Origin of the sequence: Mesorhizobium sp. M0808 (genome assembly GCF_040320025.1) — a bacterium.
Lineage (GTDB): Bacteria > Pseudomonadota > Alphaproteobacteria > Rhizobiales > Rhizobiaceae > Mesorhizobium.
The window spans coordinates 44,857-68,203 of record NZ_JAMYOX010000003.1 but is presented as its reverse complement, the minus strand read 5'-3'; the positions used below and the strand labels follow the sequence as shown (position 1 = coordinate 68,203).

General features: G+C 63.3%; 26 protein-coding genes and 1 tRNA gene. 10 read left to right on the top strand and 17 right to left on the bottom strand.

The features are described 5' to 3' along the window. Positions 1 to 32: 32 nt before the first annotated feature. The 4 genes from NKI25_RS05995 to NKI25_RS05980 are packed head-to-tail and all read right to left on the bottom strand — an operon-like array spanning position 33 to position 2,579. Complete coding sequence (locus NKI25_RS05995; RefSeq protein ID WP_352456677.1) at positions 33 to 836, bottom strand: rhomboid family intramembrane serine protease; 804 nt, start codon at positions 834 to 836, stop codon at positions 33 to 35. Positions 837 to 886: 50 nt separating this feature from the next. After that, the gene (locus NKI25_RS05990) at positions 887 to 1,468 is read right to left on the bottom strand and encodes a cob(I)yrinic acid a,c-diamide adenosyltransferase (RefSeq protein WP_023677949.1); all 582 of its coding nucleotides are present in this window, start codon (positions 1,466 to 1,468) and stop codon (positions 887 to 889) included. A gap of 29 nt (positions 1,469 to 1,497) precedes the next feature. Further along, on the bottom strand, positions 1,498 to 1,689 hold the full coding sequence (locus tag NKI25_RS05985) for a twin transmembrane helix small protein (RefSeq protein WP_023677950.1): 192 nt from the start codon (positions 1,687 to 1,689) through the stop codon (positions 1,498 to 1,500). A gap of 23 nt (positions 1,690 to 1,712) precedes the next feature. Further along, on the bottom strand, positions 1,713 to 2,579 hold the full coding sequence (locus NKI25_RS05980; RefSeq protein WP_352998255.1) for an SDR family oxidoreductase: 867 nt from the start codon (positions 2,577 to 2,579) through the stop codon (positions 1,713 to 1,715). Between the two features lie 57 nt (positions 2,580 to 2,636). Here NKI25_RS05980 and NKI25_RS05975 point away from each other — a divergent pair, with 57 nt between their 5' ends. Then, the gene (locus tag NKI25_RS05975; protein WP_292656768.1) at positions 2,637 to 3,491 is read left to right on the top strand and encodes a YihY/virulence factor BrkB family protein; all 855 of its coding nucleotides are present in this window, start codon (positions 2,637 to 2,639) and stop codon (positions 3,489 to 3,491) included. On the opposite strand, the gene NKI25_RS05970 is transcribed toward NKI25_RS05975, so the two are convergent. Further along, positions 3,458 to 4,348 (bottom strand): DMT family transporter, encoded by an 891-nt coding sequence (locus tag NKI25_RS05970; protein ID WP_352593920.1) that lies wholly within the window; start codon positions 4,346 to 4,348, stop codon positions 3,458 to 3,460. The genes NKI25_RS05975 and NKI25_RS05970 overlap by 34 nt on opposite strands. 149 nt (positions 4,349 to 4,497) lie before the next feature. Continuing rightward, the gene (gluQRS, locus tag NKI25_RS05965) at positions 4,498 to 5,373 is read right to left on the bottom strand and encodes a tRNA glutamyl-Q(34) synthetase GluQRS (protein ID WP_352593921.1); all 876 of its coding nucleotides are present in this window, start codon (positions 5,371 to 5,373) and stop codon (positions 4,498 to 4,500) included. Positions 5,374 to 5,495: 122 nt separating this feature from the next. Here gluQRS and NKI25_RS05960 point away from each other — a divergent pair, with 122 nt between their 5' ends. Then, positions 5,496 to 6,137 carry a DNA-3-methyladenine glycosylase family protein gene (locus NKI25_RS05960; protein ID WP_352634004.1) on the top strand — a complete coding sequence of 214 codons (642 nt, stop codon included), beginning with the start codon at positions 5,496 to 5,498 and terminating at the stop codon, positions 6,135 to 6,137. 129 nt (positions 6,138 to 6,266) lie between these two features. Beyond that, positions 6,267 to 6,824 carry an HNH endonuclease gene (locus NKI25_RS05955; RefSeq protein WP_023677956.1) on the top strand — a complete coding sequence of 186 codons (558 nt, stop codon included), beginning with the start codon at positions 6,267 to 6,269 and terminating at the stop codon, positions 6,822 to 6,824. 151 nt (positions 6,825 to 6,975) lie between these two features. Here the strand turns inward: NKI25_RS05955 and NKI25_RS05950 are convergent, their stop codons facing one another. Further along, complete coding sequence (locus tag NKI25_RS05950) at positions 6,976 to 7,494, bottom strand: disulfide bond formation protein B (protein WP_023677957.1); 519 nt, start codon at positions 7,492 to 7,494, stop codon at positions 6,976 to 6,978. Positions 7,495 to 7,523: 29 nt separating this feature from the next. Then, positions 7,524 to 8,111, bottom strand: coding sequence for a YqaA family protein (locus NKI25_RS05945; RefSeq protein ID WP_023677958.1), 588 nt, complete (start codon positions 8,109 to 8,111; stop codon positions 7,524 to 7,526). 373 nt (positions 8,112 to 8,484) lie between these two features. Here NKI25_RS05945 and NKI25_RS05940 point away from each other — a divergent pair, with 373 nt between their 5' ends. The 4 genes from NKI25_RS05940 (at position 8,485) to NKI25_RS05925 (ending at position 11,495) form a co-directional block, all read left to right on the top strand. Further along, on the top strand, positions 8,485 to 10,344 hold the full coding sequence (locus NKI25_RS05940; protein WP_352634002.1) for an ABC transporter ATP-binding protein: 1,860 nt from the start codon (positions 8,485 to 8,487) through the stop codon (positions 10,342 to 10,344). Between the two features lie 127 nt (positions 10,345 to 10,471). Next, entirely contained in the window at positions 10,472 to 10,978 is a 507-nt protein-coding gene (locus NKI25_RS05935; protein ID WP_352998254.1) for a hypothetical protein, read from the top strand. Next, a complete protein-coding gene (locus NKI25_RS05930; RefSeq protein ID WP_352998253.1) occupies positions 10,944 to 11,252 on the top strand; it encodes a CPBP family glutamic-type intramembrane protease in 309 nt (102 codons plus the stop codon). The genes NKI25_RS05935 and NKI25_RS05930 overlap by 35 nt, the downstream gene beginning before the upstream one ends. Before the next feature lie 158 nt (positions 11,253 to 11,410). Next, a tRNA-Leu gene (locus NKI25_RS05925) sits at positions 11,411 to 11,495 on the top strand. 377 nt (positions 11,496 to 11,872) lie between these two features. Here the strand turns inward: NKI25_RS05925 and NKI25_RS05920 are convergent. After that, positions 11,873 to 12,304: a winged helix-turn-helix transcriptional regulator gene (locus tag NKI25_RS05920; protein ID WP_352646639.1), complete on the bottom strand. Its 432-nt coding sequence runs from the start codon at positions 12,302 to 12,304 to the stop codon at positions 11,873 to 11,875. Between the two features lie 150 nt (positions 12,305 to 12,454). Between NKI25_RS05920 and NKI25_RS05915 the strand changes: the two genes are divergently transcribed. After that, a complete protein-coding gene (locus NKI25_RS05915; RefSeq protein ID WP_352998252.1) occupies positions 12,455 to 13,273 on the top strand; it encodes an antibiotic biosynthesis monooxygenase in 819 nt (272 codons plus the stop codon). Between the two features lie 150 nt (positions 13,274 to 13,423). Beyond that, positions 13,424 to 14,161 (top strand): SDR family NAD(P)-dependent oxidoreductase, encoded by a 738-nt coding sequence (locus NKI25_RS05910; protein ID WP_352998251.1) that lies wholly within the window; start codon positions 13,424 to 13,426, stop codon positions 14,159 to 14,161. Positions 14,162 to 14,255: 94 nt separating this feature from the next. Here the strand turns inward: NKI25_RS05910 and NKI25_RS05905 are convergent, their stop codons facing one another. From NKI25_RS05905 to NKI25_RS05870, 8 genes are all read right to left on the bottom strand, one after another. After that, entirely contained in the window at positions 14,256 to 14,462 is a 207-nt protein-coding gene (locus NKI25_RS05905) for a sugar phosphorylase (RefSeq protein WP_352998250.1), read from the bottom strand. Positions 14,463 to 14,644: 182 nt separating this feature from the next. Beyond that, positions 14,645 to 15,121: a hypothetical protein gene (locus NKI25_RS05900; protein WP_352621674.1), complete on the bottom strand. Its 477-nt coding sequence runs from the start codon at positions 15,119 to 15,121 to the stop codon at positions 14,645 to 14,647. A 204-nt stretch (positions 15,122 to 15,325) separates the two neighbouring features. Next, entirely contained in the window at positions 15,326 to 15,934 is a 609-nt protein-coding gene (locus NKI25_RS05895) for a hypothetical protein (RefSeq protein WP_023677966.1), read from the bottom strand. Positions 15,935 to 16,143: 209 nt separating this feature from the next. Beyond that, positions 16,144 to 17,424, bottom strand: a complete 1,281-nt coding sequence (locus NKI25_RS05890) for a GNAT family N-acetyltransferase (protein WP_023677967.1) — start codon at positions 17,422 to 17,424, stop codon at positions 16,144 to 16,146. Then, positions 17,424 to 18,824 carry a lipopolysaccharide biosynthesis protein gene (locus NKI25_RS05885; protein WP_023677968.1) on the bottom strand — a complete coding sequence of 467 codons (1,401 nt, stop codon included), beginning with the start codon at positions 18,822 to 18,824 and terminating at the stop codon, positions 17,424 to 17,426. Before NKI25_RS05885 ends, NKI25_RS05890 begins: the two co-directional genes overlap by 1 nt. A gap of 397 nt (positions 18,825 to 19,221) precedes the next feature. After that, positions 19,222 to 19,722: a hypothetical protein gene (locus tag NKI25_RS05880; protein ID WP_352619584.1), complete on the bottom strand. Its 501-nt coding sequence runs from the start codon at positions 19,720 to 19,722 to the stop codon at positions 19,222 to 19,224. Positions 19,723 to 19,884: 162 nt separating this feature from the next. Next, positions 19,885 to 20,106, bottom strand: coding sequence for a hypothetical protein (locus tag NKI25_RS05875; protein WP_051406161.1), 222 nt, complete (start codon positions 20,104 to 20,106; stop codon positions 19,885 to 19,887). Between the two features lie 67 nt (positions 20,107 to 20,173). Next, a complete protein-coding gene (locus NKI25_RS05870) occupies positions 20,174 to 20,446 on the bottom strand; it encodes a DUF4242 domain-containing protein (protein WP_023677971.1) in 273 nt (90 codons plus the stop codon). Positions 20,447 to 20,645: 199 nt separating this feature from the next. Here NKI25_RS05870 and NKI25_RS05865 point away from each other — a divergent pair, with 199 nt between their 5' ends. Then, entirely contained in the window at positions 20,646 to 23,243 is a 2,598-nt protein-coding gene (locus tag NKI25_RS05865; RefSeq protein WP_352998249.1) for a helix-turn-helix transcriptional regulator, read from the top strand. Positions 23,244 to 23,347 lie beyond the last annotated feature (104 nt).

Below are 23,347 nucleotides of genomic sequence, written 5' to 3'. Positions count from 1 at the left end.
ACTCGGATCCTCGGCGAAGCACTCAAATCGGTTCAGTCCGGACCGGAAACGGTCCCCCGGCCCCAGCGCGGCGCCGGCTGCGCAGGTTGTGGGTCGCTTGGCGCCGGCTCCACGGCTACGGGCACCGGACCGGCAACCACGGCCGGCTCCTCGTCTGCGCCGGCGAGTAGCGGTACGCCGCGGCTGCGCAAGACAAGCACCAGCACGGCTCCAGCGATGATGCCGCCAATATGGCAGGCCCAGGAAACCTGATCCTCGCCCCCCTGGGCGAACATGAAGATCTGGAACAGGATCCACAGGATCAGCGGGATGAAGGCCGGGATGCGCAACGGGATGCGCGCGAAGACCAGCACCCATACCTTCACCCGCGGATAAAGGATCAGATAGGCGGCGACCACACCGGCGATGGCGCCCGACGCGCCAATCAGCGGCACCTGCGAATCCCAGGCAACCAGACCCTGGAAGAAAGCGCCGGCGATGGCGCAAAGCAGGTAGAAGACGAGGTAGCGGACATGGCCGAGTGCATCCTCGACATTGTCGCCGAACACCCACAGGAACAGCATGTTGCCGCCGAGGTGGAAGATATCCGCGTGCAGGAAGGAATAGGTCAGATAGCTCAGGCTCTCCGGAATGACGACAAATTGCGGAGCGAGCTCGACGCTGTCATGCACAACCGACGGGATGAAACCGAGGCCCAGCACCGCGGCGTTGGCGAAATCCTCGCCGCCCAGTGTGGTGACAAAGTAGATCAGCACGTTGAGCGCGATCAGGCTGATCGTCACATATTGCAGCTTGATGTGCCGCAGCCGGTTGGTGTCGTAAAGCGGGATAAACATCAGGCCTCTCCCGCTTCCAAAACCTGAAGATCGTGGATGACCCGGCAGATTCAGCGGTTCTTGCCGGGAACCCATAGCACGTCGGCATTTCCGTTGTCATTGACCGCGCGTGCGGCGACGAACAGAAAGTCCGAGACACGGTTGATGTATCTTATCGCCTCGCGGTTGACGTGCTCGTCCGGGTCTTGCGACAGCGCCACCATGATGCGCTCGGCGCGGCGGGCCACCGTGCGGGCGAGGTGAAGGGCAGCCGCTGCCGGCGTACCGCCGTTGAGCACGAAGGATTTGAGCGGCTCAAGGTCCTTGTTGAGGAGATCGATATCCTGTTCGATGCGGTCGGTCTGCGAGGCGATGATGCGCAACGGCTCGTAGTCGAGCGGCTTGCCATTATCGGGGACTGCCAGATCGGCGCCGAGGTCGAAAAGGTCGTTCTGGATGCGGCCGAGCATCGCATCGATCGCCGGATTTACTGCCGCGGTATGAATGCGGGCCATGCCGATGCAGGCATTGGCCTCGTCGACCGTGCCGTAGGCGTCGATGCGAAGGTCGGATTTCAGCCGCCGCTCGCCAGAGCCGAGGCCTGTGGTGCCATCGTCGCCAGTGCGGGTGTAGATCTTGTTGAGCTTGACCACGGGTTACCTCCCGGCTGGTGGCTGCTGCGTCACTTACGGGTGAAATACACCGCCAGCATGATCAGCACCAAGGCCACGAACTGCAAGAGCACGCGCGTCTGCATCAGTTTGTTGGAGGTCATGCTGGAGCCGCCGCGCATCATGTTGATGAGGCCGCGGATCAGTACGATCACCACGGCGACCATAACGAGAACGGCGAGAATGTTGAAGACGGTTGCCATGGTGTGTTCCAGTTGGATTGCGTTCAGGCGCGTTTGGCGAGCAGACGGTAGAGTGCCGATGACGGCAGGATGCGTTTAAGGATCGCGCCGATCCTGGCCGGCACAGTTACCACATAATGCGGGCGCGGGCGCCGCGACAGAAGCGCATGATGCAAGGCGGAATAAACCACCTCCGGCCCGGGCTTCAGCCGCGATGTGCTGCCGCCGGCCCGCAGCCGTTTGAGTTGCGCCGCATAGGCGAGGCGATGAACGGACTTCTCGTGATCGATATTTGCCAGGAACCACGCAAGGCTGTTGCTGGCGATCTTCGATTTCACCGGCCCCGGCTCGATCAGCGAAACATGGATTCCGCTGCCGAGGAGTTCTTGGTAGAGGGACAGCATCAGCCCTTCGATAGCGTGCTTCGATGCCGAGTAGGCGCCGCGAAAAGGCACCGGCGCCAGGCCGAGGATCGACGAGCAATGAACGAGACGACCATGGCCCTGGCCGCGCATCACCGGTACGACACGGCGAGTGAGGTCATGCCAGCCAAAGACATTGGCCTCGAACTGCTGCCGTAAAGCCTCGACCGGCAGGTCCTCGACGGCGCCGGGCTGTCCGTAGGCGCCATTGTTGAATAGCGCATCGAGCCGGCCGCCGGTCCGTTCCAGCACCGACGCCACCAGCGCCTCGATCGATCCGGACTCGGTGTAGTCCAGATAAAAGGCCTCGATGCCGTCGGCCTCGAGCGCAGCGATATCTTCGGGCTTTCGGGCCGTTGCGAACACCCGCCAGCCTTCCTTCTTAAGAGCATGGGCGCAATAGGCGCCTATACCGGAAGAGGCACCTGTGACAATGATGGTGCGCAACTCTTCTCCGGGAGGAATGGTGGTTTGACCTAGGGTTGTCATTTACCGCAAACCCTTCCCATATTCGCGGCGTCGGGACAATCGAAGGGAACGCGGTTCTTGTTGCGGAAGATCGTAGCCCTCAAACGCGTCCTCTACGACGCGCTCGGCCATTTCAACACCGACGACGGCTGGGCAATGGCCAGCCATCTGGCGATCACCGCGCTGATGGCGCTTTTTCCTTTCCTGATCTTCGCCACGACGCTGGCGAGTTTTTTCGGCGCGCAGGCTTTCGCCGACACCGCCGTGCACCTTGTGTTCGACACATGGCCCGAGCAGATCGCCAAACCGATCGCGCGCGAGGTGCTCAACGTGCTTACCGTCCGGCGCAGCGACCTGTTGACCTACGGTATCGTGCTTGCCGGATATTTCGCCTCGAACGGCATCGAGGCGCTGCGCACCTCGCTCAACCGGGCCTATCGCGTCTCGGAAACGCGCGGCATCATCTACCGGCGGGTGCAGAGCATCATCTTCGTGCTGATCGCGACGGCCGGGTTTTTGGCCATCAGCGTGCTGCTGGTCTTCGCGCCATTGCTGGCACGGCTGGCCGAGTCGCATTTCGAATGGATAAAACCCTATATGGGCACGATCACGCTGTGGCGTTACGTCATCGCCTCGGTAGTCATCATCGGCGGCCTGTTCGCCGTGCATTTCTGGTTGCCGGCCGGCAAGCGCCGCTTCGTTTCGATCGTGCCTGGCATCATCTTCACGCTGGTCGGCTGGCTCATCGGGTCGACCATCTTCGCCGCCTATCTCGATCATTTCTCGTCCTATGTGACGACCTATGCCGGCCTCGCCTCGATCATGATCGCCGTCGTGTTCCTCTATATCGTCTCAGCGATCTTCATCCTCGGTGGCGAGCTCAACGCCGCGATCAGCCGCTATTTAGAGGCGCGTGCCCGCGTCGGCGGCTGAGCCGTCGCCAGCCCGACGCCGAGCGTCGCGATCGCCATGCCGGCGATCTGGAGCGGGCTCAAGTGCTCACCGAACAATGCCCAGGCGATGACCGCGGTGACAGCCGGCACGAGGTAAAACAGCGAGGCGACCTTCGACATTTCGCCGTCGCGGATCATCACCATCAACAGGAAGATGGCGCCGATCGACAGCACCAGCACGAGCCAGGCCATGGCGAAGATCAGTTCGCCGTTGACGATGACCGTTCGGGTCTCGAAGGCGAGCGAGGCCAGAGCCATCACCGATGCGCCGCCGACATATTGCCAGAACGTGGCAGCCACCAGATCGCCGCCGGAAGCAAAGCGCTTCTGCCAGATGGTGCCGGCGCTCATGCCGAGTACCGAGACCAGCGAGGCGCCCAGTGTCTCGGCCGTCACGCCGCCGCCGAGCGCACCGAGCTTCGGCCAAAGCACGATCACCACGCCGATCAACCCGAGGCCGAGACCGGCCCAGTGGCGCGGCAGGATGGCCTCGCCGAGAAGCCGGCCGGCGAGCACTGCCGTGATCAGCGGCTGCAGGCCGACGATCAGGGCTGAAAGTCCGGCGGGCATGCCCCGGTGGATTGCCCAGAACACGCCGCCGAGATAGATGCCATGCATCAGGATGCCGGCACCGGTCGCGTGCAGCGCCTCATCGCGGGTGGCGCGGCTCGAACCAAGTGCGGCCATCAAAGCGACAAGCAGGATTGCGGCCAGGACAAAGCGCGCGGCCAGGAACGTAAAGGGCTCCGCCCACGGCATGGCATAGCGCGCGCCGATGAAGCCGGTCGCCCACAGGGCGACGAAAGAGGCGGGGATGAACCGCTTGAGGCTGTGCATTTCCGGAGGCCGCGATGAATTCGGGTGAGGGATCGACTGCGGCGACTGCTTAATGCCGTTCGGGCCGGCAAGCAAAACCAAACGGTTGATCCATAGAGTCATTTGAATTGAAGGAGCGCCGTTGATGGCCGCGAGCTCACCGGTCTAGTCTAGAGACCGACCAGCCGCTTGAGATCGGCGGGCGATGCGCCCGCCTTACGCTGGGCGGCAAGGCCGGTATCGCCAAGGCTCTTCGACAGTTTTCGTCCGTCCGGGCCCAGGATCAGGCGATGGTGAAAATAGGCCGGCTGCGGCAGGCCAAGCAGTTGCTGAAGCAGCCGCTGCACGCTGGTCGCGGAATAAAGGTCCTGGCCGCGCACGACATGGCTGACGCCCTGCAGCGCGTCGTCCATGGTGACGGCGAGGTGATAACTGGTCGGGATTTCGCGGCGCGCCACGACCACGTCGCCCCAATCCTGCGGATGGGCTTCGACACGACGCGTCGCGGAGAGCGTCTCGTCCGTGTGTTCGGCCCATGACAGGTCCTTGCCGGCGCGCGCTATTGCCGCATCGACGTCCAGCCGCCAGGCAAATGGCACATTTTCGGCGACGCGCCGCTTGCGTTCGCTCGCCGTCAACGCCTTGTCGGCGGCGGGATAGAGCGGCACGCCGTCCGGGTCGCGAGGCCAGTCGCGGCCGCGCTTTTCGCTGTCGGCGATGAAGGCGCGGATCTCACTTCTGCTCATGAAGGCCGGATAGACAAGCTCCGCTTCGATCAGCCGCTCGAGCATCGCCCGATATTCGGCAAAATGCTCGGACTGGCGGCGCACCGGTTCCTCCCAGCCAAGCCCCAGCCATTTCAGGTCGCGAAAAATGCCTGCCTCGAATTCCGGCGTGCAGCGCGTCGTGTCGATATCCTCGATGCGCAGCAGCAGGCGTCCGCCCGCCGCCTTTGCCAATTTCTGATTGAGCAGCGCCGAATAGGCATGGCCGAGATGCAGTTCGCCGTTCGGGCTCGGCGCGAAGCGGAATGTCAGCAGTGTCATTGTCCGGCGGCAATCGGGTTGTGTGGCGCTTTCGCCAATTGCTACTTTGCGCCGGTGGCGTCGTGCGTCCAGAGGGACACGTGACGAAGCGTGCGGCACTTTTGATTTTGGAACAAGCAGACATGCAACGCATCGCCAGTCTCGACGACATTGCGCAAGGGCTGGATAGGCTATGCTTACTCGACCCACGCCTGGAAAAAGTGCGCGGCATGGCCGGCGAGGTGCCGCTCAGGCTGTCGGAGCCGGGGTTCAGGAGCCTTGCCTCGATCGTCGTTTCACAACAAGTGTCCCGCGCGAGCGCCGATGCCATCTTCGGCCGGCTGACGAGACTGCTCGATCCGCTGACGCCGCAGGCGATACTTGCCGCCGACGAGGCGATCTTTCGCGAGGCCGGGCTGTCGCGGCCCAAGCAGCGCGGCCTGGTTGCCGTCGCCCGGGCGCTGGCCGAGGGACTCGACCTCGATCACCTGTGCCGGCTCGATGCAAGCGAGGCGATCGCGGCCATGACCAAGGTGCCGGGCATCGGCTCGTGGACGGCTGAAGTCTACCTTTTGTTTGCCGCCGGACACCCAGATATCTTTCCGGCGCGCGACGTTGCATTGCAGAGCGCGGTCGGCCATGCACTCGGCATCGACCCGCGTCCGCCGGAGAAAATGCTGATCCGGCTTGCCGAATCATGGAGCCCGTGGCGCGGCGTCGCATCGCGGCTTTTCTGGGCTTATTATCGCGAATTGAAGGGCAGGGATGCCGCGCCTCCGGCCTGAATCCGCAAAAAAGCATTGAAATCATGCGTTTTTGAGACCCGGCATGATCGACAATCCGCTTCACATCCCTGTCATGTCGGGCTTACAGTATCCGCGTCGACCGGTTCTAGGGTGAAGGAGGTCAACGACGTGACGGTTGCCGTATCTCCGGATGGGCTTCCAGCGCTGGTGCTGAATGCGGATTACCGTCCGCTCAGCTATTACCCCCTGTCGCTCTGGTCCTGGCAGGATGCCATCAAGGCGGTGTTCCTCGAGAGGGTGAACATCGTCGCCGAATACGAACACGCCGTCTCTTCACCGACCTTTTCGATGAAGCTGCCGAGCGTCGTCAGCCTGAAGGCTTACGTGAAGCCGTCGAGGCATCCGGCGTTTACCCGTTTCAACGTCTTCCTGCGTGACCGTTTCCAATGCCAATATTGCGGCACGCCGGACGATCTGACGTTCGACCATGTCATTCCTCGCCATCGCGGCGGCGCCACGACCTGGGAGAATGTCGTCGCTGCCTGCTCGCCCTGCAATCTGAGGAAGGGCGGCATGATGCCGGCCCACGCCAAGATGTGGCCGCTGCAGAAGCCCTACCAGCCGACGGTGCATGATTTGCATAATAACGGCCGGCTGTTCCCGCCCAACCATCTACACGAAAGCTGGATGGATTATCTGTACTGGGATGTCGAACTTGAGCCGTGAGATCATCCGATAATTCGGGAGGCTGGCCGTCTGAAGCGATTGTCTGCGCTTCCGATGCTCACGGACCAATGTCCGCTCCGCTTCGGTTCTCGACAATCACTCCACCCGACTCAGCCTGCCGAATTCTTGGATGATCTCGTGTCGCGCTAAATCAGTCGCGGGCAAAGGCGCCGCGGAAGGCGACGACTGCCAGGACAAAGCTGGCGATGGCGTTCCAGCCGGCCAGCGACAGGCCGAGGATGCGGAGCGCCGCCTTGTCGCAGGAGGGCGGGACGAATTTGTCGAGCGCATCGAGCACGCCCTTGCCGCCGGTGTCCACCGGCCCGGCGGCTGCGGTGCAATCGGTCGGGCCTGGCCACCACGCCCATTCGACGCCGGAGTGATAAACGCCGAGATAGACGCCGTAGAGCATCAGCAGGCCGCCAACAGCCAGCAGGCCACGGCTTACCCAGGCTGGCGCGTGAAGAGCCGACGCAAGCACCGCCAGCAGCATCAAGGGCACGCCGACGTAGTAAGGCGTGCGCTGCTCGAGGCAGAGCTTGCAGGGGATATAGCCGCCGAGATACTGGAAGGCCAGCGCCGAGCCGACCGTGGCGGCCATGGCGACAGCGAGAAACAGGGCGGTGCGCAGCCGCTGGCGTCCGGTATCGGCATTCACGGTCGCTGTCATCGGACTCAGTCCATTCGGTTCGATGTCGTTCAGACGGCGTATTTGACGACGATATAGAGCAAAATCAGGGCAGCGGCGGCGGCGCCTGCAATCTGGCCAAGGCGCTTTTCGATGAAGTGGCGGATCGGCTCGCCATAGCGGCGCAAGAGCCAGGCGAGAAACAGGAAGCGAGCACCGCGCGCCACGATTGCCAGCACGATGAACAGCAGCAAAGGAACACCGATGACGCCCGACAGGATCGTCACAACCTTGATCGGCGGCAGATGGGCGAGGCCGGAGGTGACCAGCATCAGGATGATGAAGCCGACACCCGATGAGACGCGCATCGCTTCGAACTCGTCATATTTGCCATAAAATTCGAGGATCGGCCGCGCCACCGCATCATAGGCATAATGGCCGATGAACCAGCCGGCGATGCCGCCCAGCACCGAGGCGACGGTGGCGACCAGCGCGTAACGATAGGCGCGATCCGGCCGTGACAGCGCCATCGGCAGATAGAGGACGTCGGCCGGCACCAGGAACACCGAGCTCTCGACGAAGGCGATGAAGGCCAGCCACCATTCGGCGGATTTGCTCGCCGCCAGCGACAAGGTCCAGTCGTAAAGTCCGCGAAGCATCGGCACTCCTAATGCACGCCCAAACCAGAAGCGGTCTTGGGATCACGACATGTACAAACAAGACTTGGAAGCGCCCCGCATCAACCTCGTCGGACAAGGTGCGCTTCAATGACATGCGCCGCCTGTCTAGAAAGATTTTCCGCGCTGCACAATGGCAGCTGCTTCACGAAATCGAAAGGCTGAGGCTTGAGCGAGCCCAGATGTCGGGATTTGGCCAGTTGACGAGCAAGCCATGGCGTCGAACACTTGCCCGCTGAAGTGCGTCAAGGCAGTTTCCAATTACATCGTGGGTTTTCCGGTCGAACACGATCCGTGTTTAAATACCGGCGATTCCTGTCGCATCCTCTCTCCCTGCTTCGCCCTTTGCGCCGCCATGTCGTTGTCTGATTTCATTTATCGCCCCTTTGAGAAGCTCATCCGTCCGCTGGATATTCCACCCGCGCCGCTGCCTGCGAGCGGGCCGTTTGCACTGCTCCTGCATTTTGCGCGGATGTTCCGCGGCACCCTTGCGGCCATTACCGTCCTGATGATGGCGGTCGAGGGGATCAACCTTGCGACGATTTGGGGGGCCTCGTTCGTCGTCGATGGGGTGAGCGCGAAGGGCGCGGCGGTTTTCCTGCAGGAGGACTGGCCGACGCTGGTCGTGCTCGGCGTGCTGGTTTTCCCCGTGCTGCCGTTGCTCATCTTCGTGGGCAATGCGCTGAACTCGCAGACGGTGGCCGTATGCATGCCGGCGGCGATGCAGTGGCAGGGCCACAAGGCGGTGGAACGTCAGGATCTTGCCTTCTTCCACGACCTCTTCGCAGGTCAGGTGGCGTCGCGCATTTCGCAAGTCGCATCCGCCGTGCAGCAGCAGATCGTCGTGGCCTTCTACAGAATACCGCTGTTTCTGGTGCAACTCGTCGGGTCGCTCGTTCTGCTTGGCGCGTTGTCCTGGCCGCTGGCGCTTCCGGTTTTCCTCTGGATCTCCGCCAACATCGCCATTGCGGTGGTGGCGGTACCCCAATATTCCGAGCGGTCGCGCCGCTCGGCGCGGGGGCGAAGCCTCGTGGTCGGCGCCATGACCGACCTCTACAGCAACATTCAGATGGTCAAGCTGTTTGCGGCGGAAGACAGCGAGGCGGGCGCGATGCGGACCGTGATGGAAAACGCCATCGAGACCCAGCAGCGCGAAAGGCGCATCTATCTGACGACCGATATGGGCGTCGTCCTGCTCAACGTTGCCCTCTTTCTCACCAACGTTGCCATAGGGCTCTGGGGATTTGTCGCCGGCTTCGTCACGGTTGGTCAGTTCGCCGCTTCGATCGCCATCGTGCAGCGGCTCAATGCCAACTCCCGTGCCTTCCTGCAGATGGGCCAGCAGATTTTCCAGGCGGTGGGCACGATCCGCGACGCAATGCCGGTCGTGACGACGCCGCCGACCATAAAAGACGCGCCGAACGCCAAGCCGCTCGACGTCACGGCCGGCGAAGTCGAGTTCAAGAACATCCAGTTCGAATACCGCGAGGGGCAACGGGTGATCGAAGACCTGTCTCTCACCGTGCGCGCCGGCGAGAAGGTCGGGCTCGTCGGCCTCTCCGGGGCCGGCAAGTCGACCCTTGTCAGCCTGCTCCTGAGGTTCTTCGAGCTGAAGGGCGGCGCGATCCTGATCGATGGGCAGGATCTCCGCAGCGTGACCCAGGCCAGCCTTCGGGAGAGCATCGGCGTCGTCACCCAGGACGTCTCACTGCTGCATCGCTCCGTCGGCGACAACATCCGTTATGGCCGGCCCGATGCCCCGCCGGAGGCGTTGGAGCGCGCCGCGATGCTGGCCGAGGCCGACGGCTTCATCGCCGATCTCAGAGATGGCGAAGGCCGCACCGGCTACGACGCTTTCGTCGGCGACCGCGGGGTGAAACTTTCCGGCGGCCAGCGTCAGCGCGTCGCGATCGCCCGGGTGTTGCTCAAGGACGCGCCAATCCTGGTTCTCGATGAGGCGACGTCCGCATTGGACAGCGAGGCCGAGGCGGCGGTCCAGGACAAGCTCGCTCTTCTGATGGAAGGCAAAACTGTGATCGCCATCGCCCATCGCCTGTCGACGATTGCCAGGATGGACCGGATCGTCGTCCTCGACAAAGGCCGCATCGTCGAGGAGGGAAAACCATCGGCGCTGCTGGAGCGCGACGGGCTCTATGCCCGACTGTGGAAGCTTCAGACCGGCGGCTATATTGCCGACGCCCTCGAGGAGATGTGAGCCGCCCTCGGTGATGATGTTTTTGCTCATGGCCGGCTCGATACATTCTGCTTTCACTCCGGAAACCGGACTTGGCTGAACTCGTTTCCACCATAACGTTCGGAAGCCGATCCCAACTTCATCGATCATGAGCGAAGCCATAATCCCGAACTCCCGTGCCGCCATTCTCGAGCGGCGATCTGCCGGCGCGCTGACATGGTCCGGCCCCGCCCTGATGTTGTTCGCGCGGTCGGCTTTCGCTGTTGCCGCGCAGGGCCTGGTTGCGGCCGTGTACGCTGCGCACGGTTCGGCGACGCCCTGGCGCGACGCAGGGGCTTGGCTGCCGGTATACGGCAGCTTGATCGACGCGGGCTGCCTTGGACTCCTTTGGTGCCTTGCGCGGCGCGAGGGCATCACGTTGCTCGATTTGGTCGGTTTCGATCGCCACCGCTTGGGGCGCGATCTGTTGTTGGGCGTTGCGCTCATCCTCCCGAGCCTCGTTTTCATCTACGTTGGGATCACCGCCAGCAGCCTGTTGGTCTATGGCAACCCTGACGCACCGCAAATATACGGACCTTTGCCGCTCTTGCCTGCGCTCTACGGGGTGCTGATCTCTTCCGTTGGTCTGGGGCATTACGGAGCAGACCACCTATAACGGCTATCTTCTGCCGCGTTTCCAAGTCTTGTCGGGAAGCACGGGATTTGCCGTTGCCGTCGTAGCGTTTTCCTGGTCGTTTCAGCATGCGGTGATGCCGCTGACGTTCGACCCGCATTTCATGCTCTACCGGCTCTTGGCACCCATCGCGCATTCGACATTCATCACCCTCGTGTACCTGCGCGTGCGCCGCATCCTGCCGCTGGCGACGGCGCATTGGCTCATGGATGGGGCGTCGGTATTCATCGGCATTCTGTGGCCGCTGTTGCGGTAGAAGGGTTCAAACGGGACGAGATGCCCGCTATCGATCGAAGCGCCGTATCACGAAAACCGAAAGGCTGGGCTCGAGCTAGATGGGATCTCGGGAATTGGCCAGTTGACGAACAGGCCTCCAACCGTATAGTCCGCGCCCATCCAGGCCGCCCGGCCTGAGCCCCTATGGCGGAATTGGTAGACGCGCTCGACTCAAAATCGAGTTCCGCAAGGAGTGCTGGTTCGATCCCGGCTAGGGGCACCACTTTTTAAATTCCCACCCACTTCTTATTGAACCTAATGGCGTGGATGGGATCGTCCAGCGACGCGCCCGACCGTGGCCGAATGATTGCACCTTGCCTGCTGCCGCGAGCTGCTCGAGCTTCCGCTGAACGGTGCGCGGACCAGCCCCAAGCGCAATTTGGCGTTCCTCACCGCACGCGATCAGGCGTGCCGCGGTCCCGCAAAAAGACGTTGCCGCAAAGTCGATCGCTGCCCGACGGACATGTTTCCTCCCGCGAACTACCCACCAGACCCGGCCCACAGATGCAACCTTGGGAGGTGAGATATGCGGTAACATTATGGCACGATGCGAAACAGCTTCGTCTTGGATCGTGCTGCGGGCCGGAGCCGCCGCCGTGCCTAGCGCAGGGCGGCCACGACGTCGGCGAAGTCGGCCCGCTTGCCATTGCCGGCGCGACGCAATTGCACCTCGACGGGCTTGCCGTCGGATTGGTCGCAGTAGACGATGGGTCCGGGCCGCACCCATTTGTCGCCCCACTCGGTCAGCGCGATAATGACCGTTTTGAATTCCAGCCCCTTCCGGGTCAGGACGTAGTCGGCCTGCTCGCCGGCGGCACCCGGGCGACGGTCCATCAGGCCGGCCTCGACGAAATCCTCGAGGCGCTTGGTCAGGATGTTGGTGGCGATCCCCAGGCTCTTCTGGAATTGCGAAAAGCGCGTGCAGCCGCCGAATATCGCGTCGCGCAGGATCAACAGGCTCCAGCGCTCGCCGACCAGTTCCAGGGCCCGTGAGGCCGAGCAGTTTTGTTTTTCATAGAGACGACCAAGCATGGTGTGAACATACCCTATTGACTTGCATCATGCAAGTATGCATTGTACTTGCATGATGCAAGCGACAGAGGTCGAGAGAGCGTCGCTCCACTTCATCGCCCGAGATTTCGGGTGTCCATCAACCAATCAGATCTAGACAGGAGATATGTTATGAAAAAGGAAGAAGATTACACGACGTCATTCGTCGTTAAGCAAAGCCCCGAAGAGGTTTTTGCCGCGGTTGTCAATCCGCGCGCCTGGTGGTCCGAAGATATCGACGGCGATACCAACAAGCTCGGTGCGATATTCTACTATCATTTCAAGGATATCCCCCGCGGCACGTTCAAGGTCACGGAGCTTGTGCCCGGCAAGAAGGTCGTCTGGCACGTCGTTCTGAACTACTTCAACTTCGTCAAGGATGCGACCGAGTGGACCGGCACGGACGTGGTCTTCGAGATCGCGCCGACCGAAAAGGGGACCGAGCTGCGTTTCACCCATGTCGGGCTGAAGCCGAGTGAAGAATGCTACGATGTCTGCCATGACTCGTGGCGCTTCTATGTCGCGAGTCTTCGCGACCTGATTTCGACGGGCAAGGGGCAACCCAACAAGGGCGAAGACAACGCCAACCCAACGGTCGTGCCGCAAAGCGAGGATACCCGCACCGCCGAGCGCAAGGCGGCAGGCGATGGCGCCGGGATGATCGTCATGACGACGGCAGCGGCGAAGCCCGGCATCGAAAGCAAGGTGCGGAATGCCCTGCGGGACGTGGCGGGGGCGGCCCGCAAGCAAAGCGGTTGCATCGACTATAGCGTCTTTCGCTCGGAGGCCGAGCCCAACGTTACCATCTGCGTCGAGCGCTGGGCATCGAAGCAGGAGCGCGACGCTTTTCTACGCTCGGCGGACGCGAAGAATTTCGTTTCGGCCATAAGCGGCGCCTTCCTGGAGCGGCCTTCGCCGATCTCCTACACGACATTGGAAGTCGGGTCCTAGTTGCAAGGGTTCGCCCGGCGATAGCGCCGGCTGCCCTGGAGCAATGCAACGGGGGAGACGGCGTCCAAGCGTGGGAACAGAAAATCATAGCCTACTTGCATGATGCAAGAACGAATGGCTTGCATTCATGCAAGAGGAGGAGAGATCGCCGTGCCGAAATCGATGGAAGTCACAAACAAAGCCGTTCTCGTGACCGGGGCCAATCGCGGCCTCGGCAAGGCGCTGGTCGAGGAAATATTGAGGCGGGGTGCCAAGCGCGTCTATGCCGGCGCGCGCAAACCGCTCGCCCACGTGGATCGGCGCGTCACGCCGCTGATCCTGGACGTGACCGATGCGGTGCAGATTGGGGCGGCTGTCGAGCGGATCGGGTCTCTCGATATCCTCATCAACAACGCCGGCATCGGGCTCTACGACGATCTTGGCGATCGTGCTGCGCTCGAGCGACACCTCGCCGTCAACCTGCTCGGCTTGCATGGCGTAACCCACGCATTCCTGCCGCTGCTCACGCATTCGCGCGGCGCCGTGGTCAACATCCTGTCGGAAGCGGCTCTCGTTCCGTTCCCGATTATTCCGTCTTACTCACTGTCGAAGGCCGCTGCGTTTTCCATGACGCAATCGCTGCGTGCTCTCGCCGGCGCTCGTGGCGTGAGCGTTCATGCAGTCCTGTCCGGTCCCATAGACACCGACATGAGCAGAGACGCCGATATACCGAAGAGCTCCGCGGAGAGCGTCGCGAAAGGCATCCTGGACGGCATGGCGCGAGGGGAAGAGGAAATCTTCCCTGATCCAAAATCGGCATCCATGGCCGAGAGCTGGCGCGGCAGCGCGTTCAAAGCGCTCGAACGCCAAATGGCGGCTTTCGTCCAAGCCATGCCCACCAAGCCATAGGCGACCGCCGCCATCGATACGCTGCCAGCATTCGCAATTCAGCACCCCACAGTGGGGCGAACATCATGCTGTTGAACGCAACCTTCCCCGGTTTTCACCAGCGGATCACGATGACTTTCTCGGTCCCGTTGGCGAGTTCGACAGCTTCGGTGCCATCTGGTTTGCGGCTTTGGATTCTGGCGCTCCCGACAGCTTCGATGCCAACAACGTTGACTGCAAAGGCTTCATCGATTTCGGCGGCACAGACCAAGGTGTCCGGCGGCAGGTCCTTTACTTGATCCAACAACTCGCGAAGCTTCATGATCGAATCTCCTTGGCGATAGCAGGAATGAGCAGCACGCTTTCGCCGCACATTCGGAACCATGTCCCTTGAGAAAGGTTCCCGATGAGGTGGAGATGCCGCAGAATGGGACGAGCGCGGCGATCCGCCCGTCGCGATGATGTGAACGCGCCGTGCCAAGCATCTGTCTCAAATCCCTGTCCCTAATGCTGCCGGCGCAATTCCTTGTTGATCATGCCGCCCATCGCTAGACCGACCGCCATCACCGCAAAAGTCGCCGCGATAGATCGCTTCGGCAGCACCGTCTCCCAACCTGGCGTCAACCGCTTCGGCACGAAGCCATAATCTGTTGCCGCGGCAATGGCCGCTGCCGCCAACGCATCGCGAAATATCAGAAGCGACGGACGCGGCGGCCTCGAGGCGAGCCATAGTTCGAAGAGGAATGCCCAGAAGATGGAGGAAGCGTGATGCGTGCCATAGCCGACGAGCGTGTGCGCTACGTCACCGCGCCGCACGGACGCGGCCTGTTCGCCGTAGAGCCAGTGGCTGGTCGCATTCGTGGGCTGCAGGGCGCCTTTGCCTTCCCGCCTTGCAAGCAGGGCCAGCGCAGCTGTCGTGGCGAAGCTGACGATCGTACCCGAAACGGCTGCGGACAATCCTGTCTGGATCAGACTTTTCACTTGGTCCTCCGTCGTTTCGCGGTCGGCTCCTTGGAACGCCTTTGTGAATTCGCGGCAGTGTCGTGATTGCCAAAACGGCAAACGAGTCCGAAGTTCCGGGCACGGACTTTTGGTTGGACGTTATCCCAGGAGCGTCCTCCGGGATAACGCCTTTGAGGTCCGGCTGCCTTTCCTGGTAGGCTCGGATCGTAGCCTGAGCCGCTATTACATCGGCCCCGGCACCATCTTGGTCGGCTGCTCAGGCATCGGAAACGGATAGTTGTCGCATTTCACGTCCGGGTTCGTCGGGCTGAACATTCCGAGCGGGTTGTCCTTGAACAGCCAGGCGTGAAGGTCGTAGTGGTGGAATTCCTTCGGGATGAGCGGATAATGCCCCTCCATCGGCCCCTGGAATGTCTGGCCGAAGAGCTTCGGCGGCTCCTTTGTGTCCGGCGTCAAGGGCACGAGCCATTCCGCGCCGACCAGGCGCAATTCGCCGCCGACCGGCTCATAGATCAGCACATTGGGGCGCGTCGGATCCGCCGTCGGGCCGACAGTCGTGACGTTGACGAAATGGATGCCCATCGCGCCCTTCGGGTAGTCCATCGCCCCCTCTACCTTTTCGCCGCTGTAGAAGACGCATCCTACCGTCGATAGATAAAGCTCGCGAATGGCAACCTTGTAGTCTTCATACCTGGACAGCGATTTACGCAGGGCATCGATCTCGGCTTTGTCGGGTTCGGCCGCCCGAGGAGTGGCGGCGTTCAGACACGCGCCAACGAGACCTGCCAAGGTGAGGATACCGACACGCCTGAGGTGAGTTGTTTTCATCATGCATTCCTCCCAGATTTTTTCTTCTGGCCGTGCAGGACCGAGGCGGCAGTGGTGCTGGACGCGCGGCCGTAATTGATCGCCTCATCCCGGTTGGGACTGCGTCGATGCTAATCCTTTCCGCTGATCGGGAGAATTAACCCTGACGACCTAGGCCCGAGCGAGCCGACGGTGCAGAGACGGACGGTCGGGCCCACTTTGGACCCGATACTCTACCGCCGGCGCAGCAGGCTCCTCATCCGGTTGCGCAGCAGGCGCGCCATGTTGCGGGTCTCGCGATAGAGGTGAAGCTGCGAGGCCGCCTGGCGGGCGGGGCGGTCGGCGTCCGGCGTCAGCCCGATCACCAGCGTGCCCATCGGCTTGCGTTCGCTCCACAGCCGGCTCATCACCGGATGGTCGGGCACCGCGCAGGAATCGGTCATCATGATGTTGGGGTCGTCGAGATGCTGCCTGGTCACCTCGATCATCAGCAGCGTGCCCGGCGAATAGGCAGCGAGCGTCTCGTCATAGGCGGTCTTCCAGGTGTAGGCGACGCCCGCCTCGACGAAGACGACCAGGCAGGCGATGGTGCGGCCGTCGAGCGTCAGCGAATGGATGCGGCAGAGATCCTGCTCGGCCAGCCGGTGCACCGCTTCGCGGGCGAAGGCGGCGCGGTAGCGGTCGATCGCCATGGCGGTGCGCTCGCGGCCTTTCCAGCCGGCTGCCTCCAAAGTCAGGAAATTTTCGATGGCATGGCGGATCTCGTCCGGCCCGCGCGCCACGACATGCTCCAGCCGGCCGAGGTCGGCGAGGCGGCGCTTCAGGCGGCGGAACTCGCGATAATGGTGCGCGCGCAGCGAAGCCTTCAGATACTCCTCGCCGTCGAGCTCGCTTTCGAGCACCGGGCGGTCGGCCTTGCCGGTGGTGACCAGCGTCAGGCCGCGCGTCTCGGCGACGCTGGCGAGCAGGCTCGCCACCGGGCCGTCCAGCCTTATGTCGGGCAGCACGAAGACTTTCGGCAGCTTGAGATGCGGCCTGGACAGCATCGCGAAGAAATCCTCGATGACGCCGATCGGATCGTCGCGGTCGACCAGGGGCGTGCCGATCGGGCCGAACGGGCTCGACCAGGTGCGCATGACGGGAACCCCGAGCGGCACCACCGGTCGCTCGACCGAGAACGGCACCAGCAGGCGCAGCCGGTTGCGATACTGGTCACCGTCCCGGATGACGGCCAGCCGCACCTCGCGGTCCTCGAGCCTGGGCATGGCCGGCGCCAGGAAGCGCGGATTGAAGAAGACGTTGGGCTCGATCGTGCGGGTACAGAGATAGTCGAGCTCCTCGACCAGGTCGAAGCCGGCGGAGGCCGGATAGATGGCAAGCTTGCGCTCGGGCCGGTTGTTGGCGAGGATCTCGACATGGGCGGGATCGGCTTCGCGGGCAAGCCCGGCAAGGCCGGACACCATGGCGCCGGCCGGGCCGCCGCTGGTTTCCTCGAGCAAGGGGACGGCAGCCATCAGGCAGCTCCTTTGGCGGGCACGAAAATGACCATGGCGATGCCGAGCTTGCGCCAGACCGTAAAGGACAGCGCGCCGGCCTCGAAGATCATGGCGAAGACAGTGGCCATCGCCGCGCCCCACAGACCGAAGAGCGGGATCAGCACGACGCTAAGCGCGATGTTGAAGGCCAGCGTCATGGCATAGACGGCGGCACAGATGTTCTGGTTGCCGCTCATGGTGAGCAGGCTTTCGCAAGGGCCGACGGCGGCCCGCGCGACGACGCCGAACACCAGCAGGAACAGCAGCGGATAGCCGGCGGAAAATTCCGGGCCGAACAGGGTCAGCATCGGCTCGCCCAGGGCCAGCACGAGCAGCGCCATCGCCAGCGACGGCCAGAAGGTCCACGACACGGTTTCGCGGGCGAAGGCGGCGAGCTTTTGAGGCTCGCCATGGGTGAACTGCGCATAGCGCTGGGCGACGCCGGCCTTGACCGCGAAATAGACGAAATGCACCAGCGCCAGCGTCTTGACGGTGGCGAAATAGACGGCGACGTCGTTGGGATCGAGATAGGCGCCGACCATCAGCACGTCGGCATTGGTGAGCAGGAAGAAGAAGCTCTCGACCAGGAAGATCGGCAGCGAGACGATGAACCATTGGCCGAAATGCAGCTTCATCGGCCCGGCGGGGATTCTTTTGTCGATGCGCGAGGTGACGCCGACGAGCTGACCGAGCGTGGTGGCGTAGGTGGCGGCGATCGCGGCGAAGATCGCCGTTCTGGCGTCCGGCGCGTAGCCCGCCAGCAGCATCAGCGCCATGAACGCCAGGATCAGCAGCGGCCGCACCAGGAATGTCGGCGACAGCGCAAACAGCGCCCAGGAATTGGCCCGCGCCAGCCCTTGCAGCAGGTCGGACATGGCGATCATCGGCAGGCAGATGATGCCGAGGATGAACGGCACGACATAATAGTTCTCGATAAAGGGCGACAGTAGCCAGACGCCGAGCGCGCCGAGGCCGGCGATCACCGTCGAGGCAATCAGCACGAACAGCCGGCTGGCCCGCACGATGCCGCGCAATTCGGCCATCATGCCGCGCTCGCGATATTCGGGAATGAAGCGGATGATCGAGGTGTGGAAGCCGAGGCAGGCGAGATTGCCGACGATGACCATCGTCACCCACACGAGCACGAAAATGCCGTATTCGAACGACCCCATCCAGCGCGCCATCAAAACCTGACTGACGAAGGCGATGACGGCGCTGACGATGCGGACCGAAAAGGCGATCAGCGACATGCGGCCGGCCTCGCCGCGCGCGCCGGCGCTGAACAGGACGGCATCGATCAGGCCAAGCAGCGGCGTGATGCGCAGCGCAAGGCGCTGCGGCAGGAACCGCCCGGCTGTCGTCGCCGCGGAAAAGCGCACCCCGATCACACTCCGTTTTCCGCCATTTTACAGGGGCTTGGTGTAGCGGAGACACATTAAGAAACGGTTGGGTGGGAGTGGAGGCGGGGCGATGGAACGCCGGCCATCGACCTTATCGACGGCGAGACCTGCTGAAGGAGCAGAAGATCGGCGTGCGGGTGAAGATGGTCGAGGAAGTGAGCGTAGATGACGTGGCGTTTGCGGAATTTTAGCTGGTCACGCCGGCGGGACAGCGCCCCCCTCTGGCCTGCCGGCCATCTCCCCCTCAGGTGGGGAGATTGGCTAGTCGCCAAAGACCGGCGCTGCCCTCATCCGGCCCCTCGGGCCACCTTCTCCCCGTAGAACGGAGAGAAGCAAGGCGCATTATTCGGCGCGTCGAACCCGGACCGATCCTCGCCTACATACCCTTCATCGCATCGCAGGACACGTTCGGGTTCATGTCCGCGAACGCGCCGGTCGGGTTGCCCTTCCAGGCCCAGACATGCAGCTCGTAGAACGGGCCGAGGCCATAGCGGTTGGGCGCGCTGTTGAAGTTGAACAGATGTCCATCGAGCGAGGCCGGGCCTTTCGACGTGATGTATTCGACCGCGATCAGTTTTAGCGTGCCGTCGGCCATCGGCTCGTACATGACGGCTTCAGGCTTGGCGACATCGACCGCGTCGTCCTTGAGGTAGCCGGGATTGACGTAGTGGATGCCCATGGCGCCGCCGGTGATGCCGCTGGCGCAAGGAATGGGCGCATAGCCCTCGGCGGTCGCCGCCGCCACATTCTCGAAGCGGCTGTTGGCCGCGCGTACCATGTCGGCCAGCGGATTGCCGTCCTTTGCCTGGGCCGCGGTGGCGGCGATCGACAGGATGGCCAGGGCGGCAAGGCGCCCGGTGCAAAGATTGATGTTCATGTTCTCTCCGGTTGTTTGAGGACGCGCACCGATCGGGTCTGCTCAACGCTGCGGCGTCCGTTGGAATTTTGCGAAACAGGTCGCTCGTCCTGTTTTCATGTCGGCCGCAATGATGCGGCCGGTTGCACGCCTTGTTTCAGCCCGTCCAAACGGCGCGGCGTACTAATGGTCCCACCAATAATATTCCCAGTATTCGCGCCGCTGCTCGCGGTCGGGCAGTCCCATGTCCTGCCTCAGATAATCGTCTTGCGGGGGCAGCCGGCGCCGCCTGCCCAGCAGACGCGAAGGCAGCGCCGCCGCGATCCGCCATAGACGGCCAAGCAGGGAACCGCCGGGGTTTCCCACGACAGGCGCCGGTTCGCCGACCGGCATGCCATCAGGCATGTCGCAATTGCCGCGAAGGGCAGTTTGATGCTCATCCTTTTGTCCGCCACTTGGGGTTTGCCTGCCATCAACGGTAAAAGTAGGGGTCAAGAACCCGCACCTCCGTGATCTTGTCGACAGGCAGCGAATTCTTCTGGGCGGTGCTGCGGATCGCCTCGGGCGAGGGCGCGTCGTAGATGCAGAAGCTGCGCTTCTTGTCCGGCGACACGTAGGACTGCAGCCAGGTAACGCCCTTTTCGGCATTGCGCATGACGACACCGCCCAGCGCGTCGGCGCCGGCTTCGTTCATCGGCACGTTGAGGCCGTCCGGGAATGTGCGTTCAATCAGATAGCGAGGCATCGAAGCCTTCCTTTCTCCAGTGGGTCACGCCCGGTTTGAGCGCGGCTCGACATTGATCACGCCCGGCCAGAGCGCACATCGGAACCTTTCCCCATTTTTGGCGGGACGATTCCCTATGTTGGCAGCGTTATGGACGGGAGATATGTTGGCGGGTCCATCGCGGGTCCGCCTTTTCGGCGAACTCGATCTCCGTGAGCGAATGATGCTTCTGGAACGGCAGACACAGCTGGAGCGACTCGACGGGCTGCTGGCCGATGCCGGGCGCGGCCGTGGCTGCGTCGCGGTGCTTGCTGGCGAGGCCGGGGCCGGCAAGACCGCGCTTGTCGAGGCCTTCATCGACCGGACTGTGCAAGCCACGCGCATATTCCGCAGTGCCTGCGAGGATCTGTCGATACCCGATCCGCTCGGGCCGCTCTACGATCTGGCGCGGGACGCGCAATGGGCGCTGCCGCAGGCGATCGATCATCGGCAAGGACAGAGGCTGCCGCTGTTTTCGGATGCACTCGAAATCTTCGAGACGAAGGCGCAGCCGACCCTGTTGGTGATCGAGGACTTGCACTGGGCCGATGATGCGACGCTCGATTTCGTCCGCTTTCTCGGCCGGCGCATCGCCAGCAGGCATCTCTTGCTGCTGCTGACGGCGCGCACCGATCGCAGCGAGGGACAGATGCGGGTGCGCCGCGCGCTCGGCGAGATACCGGCAGGCAGCGTCGCGCGCATCGACGTGCCGCTGCTCAGCGAGTCGGCGGTGCTGTCGCTGGCCGAGGCGGCGGGGCGTGATGGCGATGCCATCTACCGGGCGACGGCGGGCAACGCCTTTTTCGTCACCGAACTGTTGTGCAGCGGATGCGAGGAAAAAACGGCGCTGCCGGCAAGCGTGCGCGACGCGGTTCTGGCGCGCGCCGAGCGCCTGTCGGCCGGCGCCCGCTCGATGCTCGACGCGGTGTCGGTGTTCCCACGCCGGGCCGACGCCTGGGCGTTGCAAGGCCTGTGCGGCGTCGCCAGTGCCGGCCAGCTTGCCGAATGCGTCGCCAACGGCTTGCTGGAGGATCTGGGCGATGGCTATGCGTTCCGCCACGAGATCGCCCGCCGCGCCATCGAGGCGATGTTGACGACGAGCCACAGGCGGCAGTTCAACCAGCGCGCGCTGGCTGCCCTGCTCGAAAACAGTGAGGTCTCCACCGGCCGCCTCGTGCATCACGCGGTGGAGGCGCACAATCTGCAGGCAGTGCGCGAACTGGCCCCGGTTGCGGCGCGCGAGGCCTCCCGCGTCGGCGCCCATCGCGATGCGGCCGGCTTCTATGAAGCCGTGTTGCGGCAGGCCGACAGCCTGCCGGTGGAGGAGCGCACGGCGCTCTATGAGAAATATGCCTTCGAGTGCCACCTCATCGGCAAGATCGACGAGGCCATCGCCGCGCAGGACCAGGCGCGCCGGCTGCATCAGGCCCAGGGGAATACGGCGAAGGAAGGGGATTGCCTCAGATGGCTGTCGCGCTTTGCCTACCTGCTTGGCGACCGCATGGCTGCCGATGCCCTTGGCGAGCAGGCGGTTCAGCTGCTGGAGACCGCGCCGGCCGGGCCGGAACTCGCCATGGCCTATTCCAACCTCTCGCAACTGGCGATGCTGGCCGAAAGGCTCGACGACACGCTGCGGCTCGGCAACAAGGCGATTGCGCTCGCCGAACAACTGAACCGGCCCGACATCGTCTGCCACGCCCTCAACAATGTCGGCAGCGCCGAGCAGTGGCTGGATCTGGCAAACGGACGGCTGCACCTTGCCCGCAGCCTGGAGATCGCGCTGGAGCAGAATTTTCAGGAACATGCGGCGCGCGCCTTCACCAACAGCGCCTGCAGCGAGATGAACCAGCTCGGCTTCGCTGACGCGCGGTCGTTCCTCGATCGCGGCATCAACTATTGCGTCGAAAACGACCTCGTCACCTGGCGCGACTATATGCGCGGCGTGCTGGCGCAGCTGCTGCTGCGCCGGGGGCAATGGGAAGAGGCTGCCGCCGAGGCACTCGAGGTGATCGCCAACGAGCAGGCGACGATGCTGGTCCGCCATCCCGCCGTGGTGGCGATGGCAAAGCTGCGCGTGCGGCGCGGCGATCCTTCCGCCGAGCCGCTGCTTGCCGAAATGGCGCGGTTCCTCGAAAAGGGATCGGAATTGCAGCGGCTGGCGCCCTATGCGGCACTGATGGCCGAGCGGGCATGGCTTGGCCAGGGCGACCGGGAGGAGGCGTTCGGCCTGATCGCGCTGGCCGAGAGCCTGTCGACGACACGGGCGGTCTTCGGCGAGCTGGCGATGTGGCGGCAGAAGCTGGCGCCGGACTTCGATCCCGGCGACACCATCGGCATGGCTGCGCCCTACCGGCTGTTGCTCGCCGGCGACTGGCAGGCGGCGGCAGAACTATGGGCCGAGATGAACGCGCCCTACGAACGCGGGCTGGCGTTGGCAGAGGGTAACGAGACCGCGCAGCGCCTGGCGCTGGAGATTTTCGAAAGCATCGGCGCCAGGCCGGTCGCCGTTCACCTGCGCGATATCATGCGCCGCAACGGCGTCAACGGCATCGCAAGGGGGCCGCGCCGAACCACGCGCGCCAATCGCGCCGGCCTGACCCGGCGCCAGATGGAGGTGCTGCAACTGATCGAGCGCGGCTTCTCCAACAAGCGGATCGCCGAGCAGCTGACAATTTCGCCGAAGACGGTCGATCACCACGTTTCGGCGGTTCTGGGCAAGCTGGACGCGGTTTCGCGGGGTGAGGCGACGGCCGCGGCACGCGATTCAGGGCTGATTTGAGAAGCGAATAAATCAAAGGCCGGCGACCCTTCGCGCCCCCCTCTGGCCTGCCGGCCATCTCCCCCACGAGGGGGGAGATTGGCAGTTTCGCCGCTTGCGACTTT

Excerpts from the sequence above, each read along its gene's own strand:
- NKI25_RS05995 (WP_352456677.1), bottom strand. The coding sequence starts at position 836 with ATGTTTATCCCGCTTTACGACACCAACCGGCTGCGGCACATCAAGCTG.
- NKI25_RS05985 (WP_023677950.1), bottom strand. The coding sequence starts at position 1,689 with ATGGCAACCGTCTTCAACATTCTCGCCGTTCTCGTTATGGTCGCCGTG.
- NKI25_RS05980 (WP_352998255.1), bottom strand. The coding sequence starts at position 2,579 with ATGACAACCCTAGGTCAAACCACCATTCCTCCCGGAGAAGAGTTGCGC.
- NKI25_RS05970 (WP_352593920.1), bottom strand. The coding sequence starts at position 4,348 with ATGCACAGCCTCAAGCGGTTCATCCCCGCCTCTTTCGTCGCCCTGTGG.
- gluQRS (WP_352593921.1), bottom strand. The coding sequence starts at position 5,373 with ATGACACTGCTGACATTCCGCTTCGCGCCGAGCCCGAACGGCGAACTG.
- NKI25_RS05960 (WP_352634004.1), top strand. The coding sequence starts at position 5,496 with ATGCAACGCATCGCCAGTCTCGACGACATTGCGCAAGGGCTGGATAGG.
- NKI25_RS05950 (WP_023677957.1), bottom strand. The coding sequence starts at position 7,494 with ATGACAGCGACCGTGAATGCCGATACCGGACGCCAGCGGCTGCGCACC.
- NKI25_RS05945 (WP_023677958.1), bottom strand. The coding sequence starts at position 8,111 with ATGCTTCGCGGACTTTACGACTGGACCTTGTCGCTGGCGGCGAGCAAA.
- NKI25_RS05940 (WP_352634002.1), top strand. The coding sequence starts at position 8,485 with ATGTCGTTGTCTGATTTCATTTATCGCCCCTTTGAGAAGCTCATCCGT.
- NKI25_RS05935 (WP_352998254.1), top strand. The coding sequence starts at position 10,472 with ATGAGCGAAGCCATAATCCCGAACTCCCGTGCCGCCATTCTCGAGCGG.
- NKI25_RS05920 (WP_352646639.1), bottom strand. The coding sequence starts at position 12,304 with ATGCTTGGTCGTCTCTATGAAAAACAAAACTGCTCGGCCTCACGGGCC.
- NKI25_RS05915 (WP_352998252.1), top strand. The coding sequence starts at position 12,455 with ATGAAAAAGGAAGAAGATTACACGACGTCATTCGTCGTTAAGCAAAGC.
- NKI25_RS05905 (WP_352998250.1), bottom strand. The coding sequence starts at position 14,462 with ATGAAGCTTCGCGAGTTGTTGGATCAAGTAAAGGACCTGCCGCCGGAC.
- NKI25_RS05895 (WP_023677966.1), bottom strand. The coding sequence starts at position 15,934 with ATGATGAAAACAACTCACCTCAGGCGTGTCGGTATCCTCACCTTGGCA.
- NKI25_RS05890 (WP_023677967.1), bottom strand. The coding sequence starts at position 17,424 with ATGGCTGCCGTCCCCTTGCTCGAGGAAACCAGCGGCGGCCCGGCCGGC.
- NKI25_RS05880 (WP_352619584.1), bottom strand. The coding sequence starts at position 19,722 with ATGAACATCAATCTTTGCACCGGGCGCCTTGCCGCCCTGGCCATCCTG.
- NKI25_RS05875 (WP_051406161.1), bottom strand. The coding sequence starts at position 20,106 with ATGCCTGATGGCATGCCGGTCGGCGAACCGGCGCCTGTCGTGGGAAAC.
- NKI25_RS05870 (WP_023677971.1), bottom strand. The coding sequence starts at position 20,446 with ATGCCTCGCTATCTGATTGAACGCACATTCCCGGACGGCCTCAACGTG.
- NKI25_RS05865 (WP_352998249.1), top strand. The coding sequence starts at position 20,646 with ATGATGCTTCTGGAACGGCAGACACAGCTGGAGCGACTCGACGGGCTG.